The 16,678-nt window shown below is 55.9% G+C and carries 16 protein-coding genes; 13 read left to right on the forward strand and 3 right to left on the reverse strand.

Annotated elements, in window-relative coordinates; translation table 11 throughout:
- Positions 1-500: 500 nt before the first annotated feature.
- Positions 501-1,454, forward strand: a complete 954-nt coding sequence (locus ACOTX3_RS23035) for a nickel/cobalt transporter (protein WP_058678439.1) — start codon at positions 501-503, stop codon at positions 1,452-1,454.
- Positions 1,455-1,486: 32 nt separating this feature from the next.
- Here the strand turns inward: ACOTX3_RS23035 and proP are convergent, their stop codons facing one another.
- On the reverse strand, positions 1,487-2,989 hold the full coding sequence (gene proP, locus ACOTX3_RS23040) for a glycine betaine/L-proline transporter ProP (protein WP_013095119.1): 1,503 nt from the start codon (positions 2,987-2,989) through the stop codon (positions 1,487-1,489).
- A 649-nt stretch (positions 2,990-3,638) separates the two neighbouring features.
- Here proP and kdgT point away from each other — a divergent pair.
- A complete protein-coding gene (kdgT, locus tag ACOTX3_RS23045) occupies positions 3,639-4,631 on the forward strand; it encodes a 2-keto-3-deoxygluconate transporter (RefSeq protein ID WP_013095118.1) in 993 nt (330 codons plus the stop codon).
- 43 nt (positions 4,632-4,674) lie between these two features.
- Here kdgT and ACOTX3_RS23050 read toward each other — a convergent pair whose 3' ends face one another.
- Together ACOTX3_RS23050 and crfC are read right to left on the reverse strand one after the other, a co-directional pair.
- Complete coding sequence (locus tag ACOTX3_RS23050; protein WP_045294841.1) at positions 4,675-5,550, reverse strand: diguanylate cyclase regulator RdcB family protein; 876 nt, start codon at positions 5,548-5,550, stop codon at positions 4,675-4,677.
- Positions 5,547-7,901, reverse strand: a complete 2,355-nt coding sequence (crfC, locus tag ACOTX3_RS23055) for a clamp-binding protein CrfC (protein WP_038418496.1) — start codon at positions 7,899-7,901, stop codon at positions 5,547-5,549. Before crfC ends, ACOTX3_RS23050 begins: the two co-directional genes overlap by 4 nt.
- 600 nt (positions 7,902-8,501) lie before the next feature.
- Between crfC and ACOTX3_RS23060 the strand changes: the two genes are divergently transcribed.
- The 11 genes from ACOTX3_RS23060 (at position 8,502) to phnK (ending at position 16,628) form a co-directional block, all read left to right on the forward strand.
- Positions 8,502-8,837 carry a zinc ribbon domain-containing protein YjdM gene (locus ACOTX3_RS23060; protein WP_013095115.1) on the forward strand — a complete coding sequence of 112 codons (336 nt, stop codon included), beginning with the start codon at positions 8,502-8,504 and terminating at the stop codon, positions 8,835-8,837.
- An 80-nt stretch (positions 8,838-8,917) separates the two neighbouring features.
- A complete protein-coding gene (gene yjdN / locus ACOTX3_RS23065; RefSeq protein ID WP_127869110.1) occupies positions 8,918-9,361 on the forward strand; it encodes a VOC family metalloprotein YjdN in 444 nt (147 codons plus the stop codon).
- A 173-nt stretch (positions 9,362-9,534) separates the two neighbouring features.
- Complete coding sequence (phnC, locus tag ACOTX3_RS23070; protein ID WP_013095113.1) at positions 9,535-10,323, forward strand: phosphonate ABC transporter ATP-binding protein; 789 nt, start codon at positions 9,535-9,537, stop codon at positions 10,321-10,323.
- Positions 10,324-10,346: 23 nt separating this feature from the next.
- Positions 10,347-11,363 (forward strand): phosphonate ABC transporter substrate-binding protein, encoded by a 1,017-nt coding sequence (gene phnD / locus ACOTX3_RS23075; protein WP_058678440.1) that lies wholly within the window; start codon positions 10,347-10,349, stop codon positions 11,361-11,363.
- 51 nt (positions 11,364-11,414) lie between these two features.
- Positions 11,415-12,194, forward strand: a complete 780-nt coding sequence (gene phnE / locus ACOTX3_RS23080) for a phosphonate ABC transporter, permease protein PhnE (protein ID WP_058678441.1) — start codon at positions 11,415-11,417, stop codon at positions 12,192-12,194.
- A 20-nt stretch (positions 12,195-12,214) separates the two neighbouring features.
- Positions 12,215-12,940 carry a phosphonate metabolism transcriptional regulator PhnF gene (gene phnF / locus ACOTX3_RS23085; RefSeq protein ID WP_013095110.1) on the forward strand — a complete coding sequence of 242 codons (726 nt, stop codon included), beginning with the start codon at positions 12,215-12,217 and terminating at the stop codon, positions 12,938-12,940.
- The gene (gene phnG, locus ACOTX3_RS23090; protein WP_058678442.1) at positions 12,941-13,393 is read left to right on the forward strand and encodes a phosphonate C-P lyase system protein PhnG; all 453 of its coding nucleotides are present in this window, start codon (positions 12,941-12,943) and stop codon (positions 13,391-13,393) included.
- On the forward strand, positions 13,390-13,974 hold the full coding sequence (phnH, locus tag ACOTX3_RS23095; RefSeq protein WP_048970943.1) for a phosphonate C-P lyase system protein PhnH: 585 nt from the start codon (positions 13,390-13,392) through the stop codon (positions 13,972-13,974). The genes phnG and phnH overlap by 4 nt, the downstream gene beginning before the upstream one ends.
- Positions 13,974-15,038, forward strand: coding sequence for a carbon-phosphorus lyase complex subunit PhnI (locus tag ACOTX3_RS23100; RefSeq protein ID WP_013095107.1), 1,065 nt, complete (start codon positions 13,974-13,976; stop codon positions 15,036-15,038). The genes phnH and ACOTX3_RS23100 overlap by 1 nt, the downstream gene beginning before the upstream one ends.
- Complete coding sequence (phnJ, locus tag ACOTX3_RS23105) at positions 15,031-15,876, forward strand: alpha-D-ribose 1-methylphosphonate 5-phosphate C-P-lyase PhnJ (protein WP_013095106.1); 846 nt, start codon at positions 15,031-15,033, stop codon at positions 15,874-15,876. The genes ACOTX3_RS23100 and phnJ overlap by 8 nt, the downstream gene beginning before the upstream one ends.
- Positions 15,873-16,628, forward strand: coding sequence for a phosphonate C-P lyase system protein PhnK (gene phnK, locus ACOTX3_RS23110; protein WP_013095105.1), 756 nt, complete (start codon positions 15,873-15,875; stop codon positions 16,626-16,628). Before phnJ ends, phnK begins: the two co-directional genes overlap by 4 nt.
- Positions 16,629-16,678 lie beyond the last annotated feature (50 nt).

Raw genomic sequence — 16,678 nt, forward strand, 5'->3', positions numbered from 1 at the left:
TTTAAAAGTTTGATGCTCAATGAATTAAACTTCGTAATGAATTACGTGTTCACTCGTTGAGACTTGGTATTCATTTTTCGTCCGAGGACGTTAAGAATCCATGTCACCTTGAGTGCCCACACAGATTGTCTGATAAATTGTTAAAGAGCAGTTGCGACGCGCTTCAGCGCTCTGTCGCGAGGTGGCGTATATTACGCTTTCCTCTTTCAGAGTCAACCCTGATTTTCAGGATTTTTTCTCTTCAACCGACCGGGCTGTTTGTGAAGTGATTCACATCCGCCGTGTCGATGGAGGCGCATTATAGGGAGTTCCCGAGCGACCGCAACCGAAAAGTTGCAAAAAGATGACTGACTGCTGTATTCCCCAGCAAAACCCCGCTTTATACCCTTTTACACACAGACTTATCCACAATACAACGCGTAAGCATAATAAGAACCCACGGATTGAGGGGGATAATCAACTATACTATTGGCAAATATTTTCCCTGACAGACAATATCCATGATCACACAACGCCTCACCCGAGACTGGCGCATTCCTGGCGCTGGCCTCATGACGCTGCTACTCCTTATTGCGGGCTTCACTCTGCACGAACACTGGGGTGCTTTCATCCAGTGGTGTCTTGCTACGCAAATCACCCTGCACCGTTATCTGGTGATGTACCTGTTGCAGCTTAATAACCATCAGTACAGCGGTGGCTTATGGCTATTAACCGGCGCGTTCTTCTATGGCGTACTTCACGCTATCGGGCCGGGGCACGGCAAATTCATTGTCACTACCTATCTCAGTACAAATAAAGAGAGCGAACTGGCTGCCCGGGTCGTTCCTTTTTTTGGCAGTATGCTGCAGGGCGTCAGCGCCATTCTGTTTGTCTTTATTCTGGCGGTGGGGTTTAACCTGGCGTCCGGGGATATCAGTACCAGCCGCTGGTATGTCGAGAAGATAAGCGCGGTCCTCATTGGCGCATTCGGCGCGTTTATCATTTACCAGGCGCTGAAAAGCCTGCGCCCGCGCAGGATGGCAATCTCCGCCATCACGCCCCTTCACCAGCATGATGAACATTGTGGCTGCGGCCATCACGGCGTAGGGGCAGACCTTGCGCAGGGTGACTGGAAAACCCGTCTGGGTGTAATTCTGGCGATCGGCGCGCGTCCGTGCAGTGGGGCGATTATGATCCTGATGTTTTCGAATGCGCTGGGCATCGTCACCTGGGGAATGGCCGCGGTAATGACCATGTCGCTGGGAACCGCGCTGTCGATTATGGGGCTATCGCTGGCCGTGCGTTACGCCCGGGAGCGCACGGTCGCCTGGTTTGGCGGCGACACCTCGCTGAAGTGGCTGGTTCCGGCGGTCAAGATTGCCGGCGGGATTGTTCTGATCCTGTTTGCGACCATCCTGTTCCTGACGGTGATCCCCATCAGCGCCAATGGCGATTACATCGCTGCAGGATGCTAATAAAAGAAAACCCGCCAGCGGCGGGTTTTTGATTACTCGTTGATGCGTGGATGTTGGTCCACCAGTCGGGAGCGTTTCTTCTGCAGTTCTTCAATCTCTGCGTCAATATCTTCAATCTTCTGCTCGACGTTATCATAGTGCTCGCGCAGGATCTCTTTCGCTTCCTGAATATCCGATGCCGCAGGCGTCGCCCCTTTCAGAGGACGGTTCGCCGTCTCCTTCATGGTAATACCCGTAATCAAACCAATCACCGCGATAACCATCAGGTAATAAGCGGGCATCATCAGGTTTTGCGTGCTTTCCACCAGAGAGGCGGCAAGCGTCGGCGTCAGACCGGCAATCAGAACCGAGATGTTAAAGGCCGCCGCCAGCGCACTGTAGCGAATATGCGTCGGGAACATGGCCGGTAGTGTAGAGGCCATCACCCCGATGAAGCAGTTGAGGATCACCGCCAGCATCAGCAAGCCGGCAAAAATCAGGCCCAGCACATTGCTGTTAATCAGAATGAATGCCGGAATAGCAAGGGCAAACAGCGCAACGCTACCCAGAATAATGAACGGTCGACGGCCAAAGCGGTCACTCAACAGCCCCATAATCGGTTGCACAAACAGCATACCCACCATGATGGCGATAATGATCAGCACACCGTGGTCTTCCGAGTAGTGCAGGTTATGCGACAGATAGCTCGGCATGTAGGTCAGCAGCATGTAGTAAGTCACGTTCGTAGAGATCACCAGGCCGATACAGACCAGCAGGCTGCGCCAGTGTTTGGTCGCGATCTCTTTAAAGGAGACTTTCGGGCCATCCTGCAGACCTTCGCGGTCACCCTGCTCAAGCTTATCAACGTGCTGCTGGAACGCAGGCGTCTCTTCAAGCGCATGACGCAGGTACAGGCCAATGATCCCCAGCGGCAGCGCGAGGAAGAACGGAATACGCCAGCCCCATTCAAGGAAGTTCGCCTCACCAACCACGGTTGAAATCAGCACCACCACGCCCGCACCCATGACGAATCCGGCAATGGAACCAAAGTCCAGCCAGCTTCCCATAAAGCCACGTTTACGGTCCGGGGAGTACTCTGCAACGAAGATCGAGGCACCGGTATATTCTCCCCCTACGGAGAATCCCTGAGCCATCTTACAGAGCAGCAGCAATATTGGCGCCCAGATGCCAATCGAAGCATAAGACGGGATCAGGCCGATACAGAATGTACTGATCGACATAATGACAATGGTAATGGCCAGGATCTTCTGACGACCATATTTATCACCAAGCATACCGAAGAACAGACCACCCAGCGGGCGAATGAGGAAGGGAACCGAGAACGTACCCAGCGCGGCAATCATCTGCAGGCTGGGGTCAGCGCCGGGGAAGAACACTTTACCTAACGCATAGGCCACGAAGCCGTAGACACCAAAATCGAACCATTCCATCGCATTACCGAGCGAGGCGGCAGTGATCGCTTTACGCAGTTTTGCATCATCGATGATGGTGACGTCGCGAAGCGTGATGGGTTTAATCTTTTTCCTTCTAAGCATAGCTTTCCTCGTAGACTCAGCCCTGTCCATTTCACCGGCCATCTGGTGAACCGTGAAACGGGGATCCGCTCCATGCGAATCGCCTTATTCAAGCGTAGCAGGTTTACTTACATTGACGTTTTACGTCGATACAACCGAACCTGTTGACGCCTGTCTGGGCAGTTAATGACCTTTTTACCCTACCAGCGTTTATATTTGTGATCAACTTCACATATATTTTTCCGTATCGTCAATTGAGTTCAATATTTGTCAATTGCCGCCCATCAGCTCTTTCTTATCCACCAAAAAAGAACATGCTCACGCACGTTATTATCGCCTGCACAACAATTCTCAAAACCATACTGCGTCACATCAGATTTACATAAATTTTAAATATTAAAACGCGGTTCGAATATTTACGCTGAATATGTGATAGAGATAACTAAAACAATGTTTTATTTTCATTGAATCATTATTCCAATGATCGCATGATAAATCCGAACGCAACGTCCAGCGGGCTTTTGAGCGGCATGAATCAAGAGCACGCGATTAATTTCCCTGAAAGGATAACGAAGCGCCAGGCTAAGCATCCTTTCAATTAATTGAATTTGTTGATTTTATTTTCGATAGCATTCCGTCCGCCACGCGGGACACGATGTGAGGGTTGTACATGAAGATTAAAGCCACAATAGAACGCATCCCCGGCGGGATGATGCTGGTTCCTCTGGTGCTTGGCGCCATTCTGAATACCCTGGCACCTGATACCGGTGCTTATTTTGGTGGTTTCACAAAAGGAATGATTACGGGAACCGTGCCCATTCTGGCCGTCTGGTTCTTTTGTATTGGAGCATCTATTAACCTGCGGGCAACGGGCACCGTATTACGTAAATCCGGAACGCTGGTTATAACGAAAATTGCGGTTGCCTGGGTTGTGGCAATGGTCTGTGCACTGTTCATTCCGGAGAATGGCATTCAGACCGGATTCTTCGCCGGATTATCCGTTCTGGCCATTGTCTCCGCGATGGATATGACTAACGGTGGGCTCTATGCCAGCCTGATGAACCAGTACGGCACAAAAGAGGAGTCTGGCGCCTTTGTGCTGATGTCTCTGGAGTCCGGTCCGCTGATGACGATGTTGATTCTGGGCTCGGCGGGGCTGGCCTCGTTTGAACCACACCACTTTGTCGGCGCGATCCTGCCTTTCCTGATCGGTTTTGCGCTGGGGAATCTGGACCACGATCTGCGCGATTTCTTCAGCAAAGCCACGCCAGTGCTGATCCCGTTCTTCGGCTTCGCGCTGGGGAATACCATTAACCTGAAGGTGATACTCGATACCGGTCTGCTGGGTATTGTCCTGGGCGTGGCTGTTATCATTATCACCGGCATTCCGCTGATCATTGCCGATCGCGTAATTGGCGGAGGAAACGGAACGGCAGGTGTAGCCGCCTCTTCAGCCGCCGGGGCCGCCGTGGCGAATCCGGTGATCATTGCCCAGATTAACCCGGCTTTCGAACCGGTTGCGGCCTCGGCAACGGCGCTGGTTGCCGCCAGCGTGATCGTCACCGCCATTCTGGTGCCCATCATCACGGCCCTGTATGCGAAGCGCTTCGGCAATCTCCCCGAGCCGGATACAGAACCGAAAGCGGTAGAGCTTCATCATTAACGCACCGCATAAGACCGGCCCCTCTCCCCACCGGGTGAGGGGTTCAACCAAAAATTTCTTCCACCATCCCATCCACCAGCCGCTTTGCCGAACAGAGTCTCGGCATACCCAGCGCGACCGTTTGCCAGTTTTGGGTTACTGACCAGCTCACCGGGTGGCTGTCCGCCTGACACCAGTCCCCCAGCCAGCCCAGCATATCTTTATGATCGATGCTCCCCGGCGTAGAGGGGGTTGTGAGCCACTGGTGATAAAAATGGCGGGTAGTGGGAGAAGCATTGATCCCCTGCGCCAGATAATTTGCCGCCATGCTGCGCAGGTTATCCTTGAGCATTGCCGCCACGTCCGCATTCGCCAGACGACAGGCATCGCCAAATGCTCCCCAGCGCAGCTCTTCCAGCACAATGTAGCAACGCCCGGCCAGCGACCAGCCATCATAGTGACCGGCCCGCCAGCGGGTAAAAATCTGCTCGCTATGCTCGCCCGCCTGGACCGTTAACCCACGCTGGGACAACGCCTTTTCTTTATAGGCTGCGCGTTGAAGAAAATGGGAAGAGAGTTCAGCGTACTGCTGAACCAGGCCCGGCGAGGGCTGCGTACGCAGAGAGGTTTGCTGGCGCAGGGCAACCAGTTTATCGGCCATACGCGTCAGCGCGAGATGCCCCGGATCCAGCATGCCGGCCAGCTTTTCCGCCAGCCCCAGGCGCAGAGCCGCATTTTCGTTGAGCATTCCCGCCATTGCCCACGGTCGCAGCCGGGTGTGCGTCATGATCTCCTGCGTCAAACGCTCACGAAACTGCAGCTGTTGCGGCCCCAGATGGGTATGACGCGGCGCGTCTACCCCCTGGACCAGATCGACCATAAATTTAGGATGGATACACTCCAGCGTCCGCCCGGGACCGTCCAGTAGCTGTGTTGTCATGGTTGCTCTGCCGCGAAAAGAGTTTGAATATCATCGCGTAACAGTCGGGTATCTTCCTGAATCCACGTCGCAGTCGTGATACTTTGTTTCAACAGCTGGCTGAGCGATCGGGTCGAATGCTCATTTTGCTGACGGACTGCGAGGCTATCACGCAAGCTTTCCTGTAACCCGGCAAGGCATAACGAAAATTCTGCAAAGAACGTTGCCATACCCGCCGTAACAGAGACATCGACCTGCGCGGTTAAAGCTTTACGGATTTGTTCACAAAATTGATCAATATGCTGCATAAACTTGTCATGCAGCTGCGCAATATCAATAACGTATCGCGTGCGCGTCGCCACATAATCTTCCCAGCCCCAGCCAGGATTGTTCAGCCAGCGCGACACCGTTTCCCGTACACTTCCCGCAGCCGATGGCTGGCCTGCCGGACGGGTATCCTCCGCGATGGCATCAGTAAACAGCGCCCGCGTATTGAAGTTCAGCTGATTTGCCTGAAATGCCGGGAAACTGATCCGCGCCCGAAAACCGGCATGGCTGAGCTGCTCTTTAATACGCAGCTCAATGGGCCGCATCGCCTCATTCAGCGAACGCGCCAGCGTAGACTCCAGCTGATCGAAGCGAAGCGCCAGCTCCCGGCTGATTTTCGACTGTGCGTCCAGCATGACCTGCTCGCAGGCGGAGCGGATGCTGTTCAGTACCGTTTGCGCCTGCCTTTCATCATCCAGCACCAGCTGCGTCAGCGCCTCCGGCGCATCCTGCCGATGATTCAGCGGATCAATACCTGCCAAATCAAGTAGCGTGTGGCTGTTGAAGATATGGCCAATCGCCTGCTGAAGGGCTCCTTTCTGCAACGCCATAAAATCGTCAGTGGCGTGGAGGGCCTGCTCCACTTCGTGTTTGACTTCTTCGCTGGCCACGCGCTGCCGTGTCTGCAACAGAGCCATATCCTCTTCAAGACGCGTAATATTCAGCTCCAGCGATTCAAAGGCCACCGTCAGGGCCTGATAGCGAAAATCGAGATACTCTCTGGCATTTTGGGCATAGTTGAGCAGCTTATGCGACGCCGAACGCAGCGCAAATAACGACGCATTGGCATAGGCGGCGTAAATCAGTTTGCGGATAGGTTGTTCAAATAACGAATCTTCCCACAACAAATCAGCCGCATGGCGAATATGTTCGATATCATCCAGGTCCGCCGTACGCCAGCGACGCCCCAGCGCGGCCTCGGCAAAGTCCTGTACCCAGCGCTGTTCCTGGTGATCCGGTAGCTGCCCATGGTTCGCCATCTCATAGCGGGCGCGGTTTGCCAGATAGGCCCACATCGACGAAACAGGGTAAATTTGTCCCGGAGAGATGTTCCCTTTCATTAAGGTCCCGGAGATCATCGCCCTGACCTGCTCTTCATCGTCGCTGTTGCGATCCTTCTGGTCGAATTTATTCACCAGCGCATACAAAGGCACCGATTTTCCCGCTACCGAAATGGCCTGACGAACCTCTTCATCAGAAATCGATTTGAGCTGGGTATAGTCCATCACCGCCAGCACCGCGGAGGCGCGGGACAACTGTTCGGTGAGCATTTTTTGCAGATGGGGCTGCCCGGCTTCATTTGGCCCAGGCGTGTCCAGCAGCGTCAGCTGCCCCAGGTGCGCATCCAGACCCGCAAGATGCACAAACTCCACCTCAATCACCGGTATATGTTCTATCGCCGCGTACTCTGAGAACGGGAAGGCCACGTCCAGCGCCTGAGAGAGCCTCACCAGGTCGTTCAGGCTTTTCAGACAATGAAATATCGGCTGCGCCCCAAGGTGGTGTTTCTCGAAAGCCTCGCCTCTTTCGATTCTCTCCAGCAGCGTATTCATGTCTTTATCGATTTCCAGACGCTGCGCCAGCTTGCCGCGATCGTCATCGCAGAGCTTTTTCTGTAGCAGTTGGATCAGATCATCAATGGGAGAGACATGCGTAAAATGCAGTACCGGCTCTTTCTGGCCCGGCGTATGACGAATAAGGGTCGGGAGCGCCGTCATCGGACGGTTGCGGTTGGGCAATACTTCGGTGCCCACAATCGCATTAATGGTGGTCGATTTCCCCGCCTTCATGGTTCCAACAATAGCCAGCACCATTTCCAGACGGGTTATTTTGCGCAATTCACTATTCAGCATCGCCTGCTGTGCTTCGACACCACGCGCGCTAAAATGCAAAGGTAAAACGTTGTTCTTTTCACCCGTAATGGCCGTCGCGGTACTCTCCAGCATCGCTATCGGCATTGATTTCAAGGTATCAAGGTTTTGCAGGGCGAGTTGTAGCAACCGTTCTGCTTCCTGGCTTAATTCAAAAATTGTCTGTGTGTGCATGATAAAAGCCTTTCCTTAACGCAAATTTATTACTTTTATTAAGCCACCGGGTTTTAATTATGTTTTTCGGCTTATATGATCACGTGTGGAAAACATGTTCACCGAAATATAACTGATTGAAGACAATCAGAAATAAATCGCTATCCTTGCATGGCGTGAAAAGCTTTTCTCCTGACCTGATAGTCAAAAGATAAAAAGCCTAGCCCATTTTTAAGAAACTTCAGGATATATCATCATTATTTACCCACCTAAAAAGAGAGGGAATGGTTCAGCGTCATAACAGATGTACGACGACGAAAACCGGCGATAAATAACAATGTGTCGCTTCACCTTATCCGAAATGGCGGAACGTAGCAATTTGCCGCAATAAAATATTCGATATATTCAGTGTCAATTCTTCCCAACACGTTAATGGCGTTAGCATCGCTTAACCGACTGACAGAAAGTGTCACCCGCAACACGCTTTTCGGTTTTTTTTTATTAAACAATATCACCGACAATCGTGTGGATTTGCGTTATACTTGCCCTCTTTTTCGGCGCTCTGCCGTCATTTTGCTGGCACTTTCCAGCGTGTTAAGCACTTTTTTGAGGATACCCCCGATGCAACTTCCACACTGCCCGAAATGCAATTCTGAATACACCTATGAAGATAATGGCATGTTCATCTGCCCGGAATGCGCCCACGAATGGAACGACGCAGAGCCGTCACAGGATGCTGACGTGCTGATTGTAAAAGATGCTAACGGTAACCTGCTGGCAGATGGCGACAGCGTCACCGTCGTCAAAGACCTGAAGGTTAAAGGCAGCTCTTCCATGCTGAAGATCGGGACCAAAGTGAAGAATATCCGTCTGGTTGAAGGCGATCATAATATCGACTGCAAAATTGACGGTTTTGGTCCAATGAAACTGAAATCTGAGTTTGTGAAAAAGAACTGATTTACCCGCCCGGTGGCGCTTCGCTTACCGGGCACACACCCACTACACTTAATGGGCTTTTCTTACGTGAGGTAAAGATTATGCCGTTAAGTCCCTACATCTCTTTCGTCGGCAACTGTGCAGAGGCAACCGCCTTTTATCAGCAGGCCGTCGGCGCAGAACTCCTCTATAAAATCACCTTCGGCGAAATGCCAAAAAGCGAGAGCAGCGAAGAAGGCTGCCCGTCTGGCATGCAGTTCCCGGACTCCGCTATAGCCCACTCCAACGTTCGCATTGCGGGCAGCGATATCATGATGAGCGATGGCCTGCCGCCGGGCAGTAAGGCGCAGTATGCCGGATTCACGCTGGTTCTCGACACACAGGATGTCAATGAAGGCAAACGCTGGTTCGACAATCTCGCGGATGGCGGAAATATTGAAATGGCCTGGCAGGAGACCTTCTGGGCGCACGGTTTCGGTAAGGTCACCGACAAATACGGCGTGCCGTGGATGATTAACGTCGTTAAGCAGCAACAAAGTTCGTAGGTCGGATAAGCGCAGCGCATCCGGCAACAACCCCGGGTGGCGCTGCGCTGCCCGGGCCTGGAAAGATTGTCATCGTTTTCACTTCAACTCTTCAAACTCCCGCAACCTGCACTTAACCCAAATGTCATATTGATGCGCCAGCATGAGGCCACATTTATTATGAGGCCCAGCATATGCAAACCGTCATCCGCGTCGAGAAACTGAGCAAGACCTTTCATCACAACAAGGCTCTGCATGCCGTTGATCTGACCGTCCAGCAGGGCGACATGGTAGCGCTGCTGGGGCCATCCGGTTCAGGTAAATCCACCCTTCTGCGTCACTTAAGCGGTCTGATTACCGGCGATAGCATCCCGGAAAGCCACGTCGAACTGCTGGGCAACACCGTACAGCGCGCAGGGCGACTGGCGCGGGATATCCGCAAAAGCCGCGCGCAGACAGGCTGCATCTTCCAGCAATTTAATCTGGTAAATCGACTGACGGTGCTGGAGAACGTGCTGATTGGCGCGCTCGGCAGCACCCCATTCTGGCGCACCTGTCTGCGCTGGTTCTCCCCGTTACAGAAGCAAGAGGCGTTGCGGGCACTCACCCGCGTAGGCATGGCGCACTTCGCCCATCAGCGCGTCTCCACCCTCTCCGGTGGACAACAGCAGCGCGTGGCCATCGCCCGTGCCCTGATGCAGAAAGCGAAAATCATCCTTGCCGACGAGCCCATCGCCTCGCTGGATCCGGAATCCGCCCGCATCGTGATGGAAACCCTGCATGACATTAACCAGAACGACGGCATCACCGTGGTGGTGACGCTGCATCAGGTGGATTACGCCCTGCGCTACTGCGAGCGCATTGTCGCCCTGCGTCAGGGACATGTGTTCTTTGATGGCGCAAGCCACCAGTTTGATAACGAACGTTTTGACCATCTCTACCGCAGCATTAACCGTGTCGAAGAGAACGCGAAGGCTGCATAACGTCCCCACTACGAGGAATGGAAATGAGCTATAAAACGGTTGCCGCGCTGGCTTTCACCAGCATGTTCAGCATCAGCACCCTGTTAAGCCCTGCGTACGCCGAGGAGCAGGAAAAAGCGCTGAACTTTGGCATTATTTCAACGGAATCACAGCAGAACCTGAAGCCTCAGTGGGAACCCTTCCTGAAAGATATGGAAAACAAACTGGGGATCAAAGTAAACGCCTTCTTCGCCCCGGACTACGCGGGCATCATCCAGGGGATGCGCTTTAACAAAGTGGACATCGCCTGGTATGGCAACCTCTCCGCCATGGAAGCGGTGGATCGTGCAAACGGCCAGGTCTTTGCCCAGACCGTTGCTGCCGATGGCTCTCCGGGTTACTGGAGCGTGCTGATCGTCAACAAAGACAGCCCGATCAATAACCTCAACGATATGCTCGCCAAACGCAAAGAACTGACCTTCGGCAACGGCGATCCGAACTCCACTTCTGGCTTCCTGGTGCCGGGCTATTACGTCTTCGCCAAAAACAATGCCTCTGCCAGCGATTTCAAACGCACCGTCAATGCCAGCCATGAAACCAACGCCCTGGCCGTGGCCAACAAGCAGGTGGATGTCGCCACCAACAACACCGAAAACCTCGACAAGCTGAAGACCTCCGCACCGGACAAGCTGAAAGAGCTGAAGGTGATCTGGAAATCCCCTCTCATCCCGGGTGACCCGATTGTCTGGCGCAAAAACCTTTCTGAAAGCACCAAGGACAAGGTGTACGACTTCTTTATGACCTACGGCAAAACGCCGGAAGAGAAAGCCGTGCTGACGCGTCTGGGCTGGGCACCGTTCCGCCCGTCGAGCGACCTGCAGCTGGTCCCGATTCGCCAGCTGGCGCTGTTTAAAGAGATGCAGGGCGTGAAGGACAACAAGGGGCTTAAGAACGAGGAGAAGACCAGCAAAGTGGCAGCTATTCAGGCCCAGCTGGAAGACCTGGACCGCCTGACCGCCGCGCTTGGTGCAATGACCAGTGTGAATAAAGCGGTGCAGTAACTAAAGTCCCCTCTCCCTCAGGGAGAGGGAACTAAACACAAAGGAGTCAACATGCAAACCATCACCCTCCCACCGCCGAAACGCAGATGGTTCTCGCTATTTAGCTGGGCCATCCTGCTGGCGGTGCTGGTTATCTCCTGGAAGGGCGCGGAGATGGATCCGCTGCTGCTGTTTAAAGACGCCGGTAACATGGCCACCTTCGCTGCCGACTTCTTCCCGCCCGATTTTAGCCAGTGGCAGGACTATCTCGGCGAAATGGCTGTCACCCTGCAAATCGCCGTCTGGGGGACCGCCCTGGCCGTCATCCTCTCCATTCCGTTTGGCCTGATGAGCGCGGAAAACATCGTTCCGTGGTGGATTTATCAGCCGATGCGCCGGCTGATGGACGCCTGCCGCGCCATTAACGAAATGGTGTTCGCGATGCTGTTCGTGGTCGCCGTGGGTCTGGGGCCGTTCGCGGGGGTGATGGCGCTGTTCATCCATACCACTGGCGTGCTCTCCAAGCTGCTTTCCGAAGCCGTTGAAGCCATTGAACCCGGCCCGGTCGAAGGTATTCGCGCCACCGGCGCCAACAAAATTGAAGAGATCCTTTACGGCGTGCTGCCCCAGGTCATGCCGCTGTTGATCTCCTATTCGCTCTACCGCTTCGAATCTAACGTCCGTTCCGCCACCGTCGTCGGCATGGTCGGCGCAGGCGGCATCGGCGTCACCCTGTGGGAGGCGATCCGCGGTTTCCAGTTCCAGCAAACCTGCGCCCTGATGGTACTCATCATCATCACCGTCAGCCTGCTGGATTTCCTCTCTCAACGTTTGCGTAAGCACTTCATCTGAGAAGCGAGGCTTTGATTGGTATGCACTTATCCAGACATCCGACCAGTTACCCTACCCGCTGGCAAGAGATTGCAGCAAAGCTCGAAGTGGAGCTGCGCACCCATTATCGCTGCGGAGACTACCTGCCAGCCGAACAGCAGCTTGCCGACCGCTATGAAGTGAATCGCCACACCCTGCGCCGCGCCATCGATCAGCTGGTTGAGCGCGGATGGGTACAGCGCCGTCAAGGCGTCGGCGTGCTGGTGCTGATGCGCCCGTTCGACTACCCGCTCAATGCCCAGGCGCGCTTTAGTCAGAACCTGCTCGACCAGGGAAGCCATCCCACCAGCGAAAAACTGCTCTCCGTGCTGCGTCCGGCCTCCAGCCATGTAGCCGATGCGCTGGGTATTCAGGAGGGCGACAACGTTGTGCATCTGCGCACCCTGCGCCGGGTCAATGGCGTGGCGGTCTGCCAGATAGATCACTACTTCAGCGACCTGAGCCTCTGGCCGGTGCTGCAACACTTCTCCAGCGGTTCACTGCATGACTTTTTGCAGGACGCCACGGGTCTTGTGCTCAAACGTACCCAGACGCGTATCAGCGCCCGCCGCGCGCAGGCGAAAGAGAGCAAGGTGCTGGAGATCCCCAACATGGCTCCGCTGCTCTGCGTGCGCACCCTCAACCACCGTGACGGCGAGATCAACGCAACGGAGTACTCCGTCAGCCTGACCCGCGCCGACATGATTGAATTCACCATGGAGCACTGAATGCATTTCGACACCTCCACCCGTCAGCGCTGGATGCGCGCCCTGTCCCATAGCCAGCCTGCTGCACTGGCGATCCGCATGAACGCGCTTAACCTGACGCCAGACTATGAAACGCTCCGCGCGCCGGAAATTGGCCTGGTACAGATCCAGGCAAGAATGGGCGGTACCGGGGAGCGCTTTTTCGCCGGTGATGCCGCCCTCACCCGCGCGGTCATTCGTCTGAGCAGCGGCACGCTGGGTTACAGCTACGTGCTCGGTCGCGATAAACCGCACGCCGAGCGCTGCGCGGTGATCGACGCCCTGCTGCAGGAACAACCCCATTTCCAGACCCTGATGGAAACCCTGATTGCCCCGCTGGAAGCCGACCTCGCCGCGCGCACTGCCGCACGTCAGGCGCAAGTCAATACCAGCCGGGTCGACTTCTTTACGCTTGTTCGCGGAGATAACGCATGACGCTTCAACCCGCTTTTACCCTGGCCGTCCAGGATGCCCAACACAGTTTTCGTCGCCTGCTGAAAGCCATGAGCGAGCCTGGCGTGATTGTCTCCCTGCATCAGCTCTCCCAGGGCTGGCTGCCGCTGAACCTGGCGACCACCAGCGTACTGCTGACCCTCGCCGACAACGATACCCCGGTGTGGCTTTCGGGGACGTTATCCAATGACATCGCCAGCCAGAATCTGCGTTTTCACACTAACGCCCCGCTGGTTGAGCAGCCCCGTCAGGCGGTGTTTGCCGTTGCCGATGAACAAATCAGCCATGAGCAGCTCAATGCCCTGAGTGAAGGCAGCGCGGTAGCACCGGAGACCAGCGCCACGCTGATCCTGCAGGTCACCAGCCTGAGCGGTGGTCGCATGCTGCGCCTGACCGGGGCGGGGATTGCCGACGAACGCATGGTCGCGCCACAGCTGCCGGAGTGCATTATTCATGAGCTGACCGAACGCCCGCATCCGTTCCCGCTGGGCATTGACCTGATCCTGACCTGCGGCGAGCGCCTGCTGGCGATCCCGCGAACCACCCACGTGGAGGTGTGCTGATGTACGTTGCCGTCAAAGGGGGCGAGAAGGCCATCGCCGCCGCCCATGCGCTACAGGCGCACAGACGACGGGGTGATGAACAGCTTCCCGAGCTGAGCGTCGCCCAGATTGAGCAGCAGTTGAACCTGGCGGTGGATCGGGTGATGACCGAAGGCGGCGTCGCCGACCGCGAGCTGGCGGCGCTGGCGCTGAAGCAGGCCAGCGGCGACAACGTCGAAGCCATCTTTTTGCTGCGCGCCTGGCGCACCACCGTTCCCCGCCTGGCGGTGAGCGAGCCGGTCAATACGGCAGAAATGCGCCTGGAGCGGCGAATTTCCGCCGTTTATAAAGATATTCCCGGCGGCCAGCTCCTTGGCCCTACGTACGACTACACCCACCGCCTGCTGGATTTCACCCTGCTGGCGAACGGCGAAACGCCGACGCTCAGCACCACGGAGACAGGGCAGGAAGCATCTCCGCACGTCTTTAGCCTGCTGGCGAAGCAGGGTCTGGCAAAGGCTGAAGAAGAGACCGGAGCGCAACCCGACGACATCACCCGCACGCCTCCCGTTTACCCCTGTTCACGCTCGTCTCGCCTGCAGCAGCTGATGCGCGGGGACGAAGGCTATCTGCTGGCGCTGGCCTATTCAACGCAGCGCGGCTACGGGCGTAACCACCCGTTTGCGGCGGAGATCCGCAGCGGCTATCTCGACGTCGAAATCATCCCCGAAGAGCTGGGTTTTGCTGTGAACGTCGGTGAACTGCTAATGACCGAGTGTGAAATGGTGAATGGTTTTGTCGCACCTGACGACGACACCCCACACTTTACCCGCGGTTACGGGCTGGTCTTTGGCATGAGCGAGCGTAAAGCCATGGCGATGGCGCTGGTTGACCGCGCCCTGCAGGCGCCGGACTACGGCGAACAGATTTCCGGCCCGGCACAGGACGAAGAGTTCGTGCTGGCCCATGCGGATAACGTCGAGGCGGCGGGCTTTGTTTCGCACCTCAAGCTGCCGCATTACGTTGACTTCCAGGCCGAACTGGAACTGCTGAAACGTCTGCAACGGGAGCGTGAAAATGGCTAACCTAAGCGGCTACAACTTTGCTTATCTGGACGAGCAAACCAAACGCATGATCCGCCGCGCCATCCTGAAAGCGGTCGCTATCCCCGGCTATCAGGTGCCGTTTGGTGGTCGAGAAATGCCGATGCCTTACGGCTGGGGCACCGGGGGCATTCAGCTTACCGCCAGCGTCATCGGTGAGTCAGACGTGCTGAAGGTCATCGACCAGGGGGCCGACGACACCACCAACGCCGTGTCGATTCGCAACTTCTTTAAGCGCGTGACGGGCGTCAACACCACCGAAAAAACCGAAGATGCGACGCTTATCCAGACCCGCCACCGCATTCCCGAAACGCCGCTCACTGAAGATCAGATTTTGATTTTCCAGGTGCCGATCCCGGAGCCGCTGCGCTTTATCGAGCCGCGCGAAACCGAAACCCGCACCATGCACGCCCTGGAAGAGTACGGGGTGATGCAGGTGAAGCTGTATGAAGATATCGCCCGCTTCGGCCATATCGCCACCACCTACGCCTACCCGGTGAAGGTCAACGGGCGCTACGTGATGGATCCGTCGCCGATCCCGAAATTCGACAACCCGAAAATGGACATGATGCCTGCCCTGCAGCTGTTCGGTGCCGGGCGCGAAAAGCGCATCTACGCCGTCCCGCCCTACACCCGCGTGGAGAGTCTCGATTTCGATGACCACCCGTTCACGGTGCAGGAGTGGGACGAGCCGTGCGCCATCTGCGGCTCGAAGCACAGCTATCTGGATGAAGTGGTGCTGGATGATACGGGCAAACGGATGTTTGTCTGCTCCGACACCGATTACTGCCGCCAACAGAGCGAGGCGAACAGCCAATGAAACCGCTGCTTTCAGTGAACAACCTGACCCACCTTTACGCGCCGGGCAAAGGCTTCAGCGACGTCTCGTTCGAGCTGTGGCCGGGCGAGGTGCTGGGAATTGTCGGTGAATCCGGCTCGGGTAAAACCACCCTGCTGAAGTCCATCTCCGCGCGCCTGGCCCCGCAGAACGGCGAGATTTTGTATGAGGGCGCCTCCCTCTATGGCATGAGCGAGGCTGAACGTCGCCGCCTGCTGCGCACCGAATGGGGCGTGGTACATCAGCATCCGCTGGACGGGCTGCGTCGTCAGGTCTCGGCGGGAGGCAATATCGGCGAACGGCTGATGGCGACCGGCGCGCGGCACTACGGCAACATCCGGGAAACCGCACAGCGCTGGCTGACCGATGTGGAGATCCCCGCCTCGCGCATCGACGATTTGCCCACCACCTTCTCCGGCGGCATGCAGCAGCGCCTGCAGATCGCCCGTAACCTGGTCACCCACCCGAAGCTGGTGTTTATGGATGAACCCACCGGTGGGCTGGACGTCTCCGTGCAGGCGCGCCTGCTCGACCTGCTGCGCGGTCTGGTGGTGGAGCTAAACCTGGCGGTGGTGATTGTCACCCATGATCTGGGCGTCGCTCGCCTGCTGGCAGACCGTCTGCTGGTAATGAAGCAGGGTCAGGTGGTGGAAAGTGGGTTAACCGACCGCGTGCTCGACGATCCGCTCCATCCTTACACCCAGCTGCTGGTGTCATCCGTGTTGCAGAATTGAGGGCGCCACCCGGCAAAACGAACGCCGTACCTTGTAGGCCGGGTAAGCGA

The organism is Enterobacter cloacae complex sp. IR5384, from assembly GCF_049237265.1.
GTDB classification, from domain to species: Bacteria; Pseudomonadota; Gammaproteobacteria; order Enterobacterales; family Enterobacteriaceae; genus Enterobacter; species Enterobacter cloacae.

Bases quoted from the DNA above. Each gene is read 5' to 3' on its own strand.
- ACOTX3_RS23060 (WP_013095115.1), top strand. From the start codon at position 8,502: ATGCAACTTCCACACTGCCCGAAATGCAATTCTGAATACACCTATGAA.
- phnG (WP_058678442.1), top strand. From the start codon at position 12,941: ATGCATTTCGACACCTCCACCCGTCAGCGCTGGATGCGCGCCCTGTCC.
- phnD (WP_058678440.1), top strand. From the start codon at position 10,347: ATGAGCTATAAAACGGTTGCCGCGCTGGCTTTCACCAGCATGTTCAGC.
- ACOTX3_RS23035 (WP_058678439.1), top strand. From the start codon at position 501: ATGATCACACAACGCCTCACCCGAGACTGGCGCATTCCTGGCGCTGGC.
- phnK (WP_013095105.1), top strand. From the start codon at position 15,873: ATGAAACCGCTGCTTTCAGTGAACAACCTGACCCACCTTTACGCGCCG.
- ACOTX3_RS23100 (WP_013095107.1), top strand. From the start codon at position 13,974: ATGTACGTTGCCGTCAAAGGGGGCGAGAAGGCCATCGCCGCCGCCCAT.
- ACOTX3_RS23050 (WP_045294841.1), bottom strand. From the start codon at position 5,550: ATGACAACACAGCTACTGGACGGTCCCGGGCGGACGCTGGAGTGTATC.
- yjdN (WP_127869110.1), top strand. From the start codon at position 8,918: ATGCCGTTAAGTCCCTACATCTCTTTCGTCGGCAACTGTGCAGAGGCA.
- proP (WP_013095119.1), bottom strand. From the start codon at position 2,989: ATGCTTAGAAGGAAAAAGATTAAACCCATCACGCTTCGCGACGTCACC.
- phnE (WP_058678441.1), top strand. From the start codon at position 11,415: ATGCAAACCATCACCCTCCCACCGCCGAAACGCAGATGGTTCTCGCTA.
- phnH (WP_048970943.1), top strand. From the start codon at position 13,390: ATGACGCTTCAACCCGCTTTTACCCTGGCCGTCCAGGATGCCCAACAC.
- phnJ (WP_013095106.1), top strand. From the start codon at position 15,031: ATGGCTAACCTAAGCGGCTACAACTTTGCTTATCTGGACGAGCAAACC.
- phnF (WP_013095110.1), top strand. From the start codon at position 12,215: ATGCACTTATCCAGACATCCGACCAGTTACCCTACCCGCTGGCAAGAG.
- crfC (WP_038418496.1), bottom strand. From the start codon at position 7,901: ATGCACACACAGACAATTTTTGAATTAAGCCAGGAAGCAGAACGGTTG.
- kdgT (WP_013095118.1), top strand. From the start codon at position 3,639: ATGAAGATTAAAGCCACAATAGAACGCATCCCCGGCGGGATGATGCTG.
- phnC (WP_013095113.1), top strand. From the start codon at position 9,535: ATGCAAACCGTCATCCGCGTCGAGAAACTGAGCAAGACCTTTCATCAC.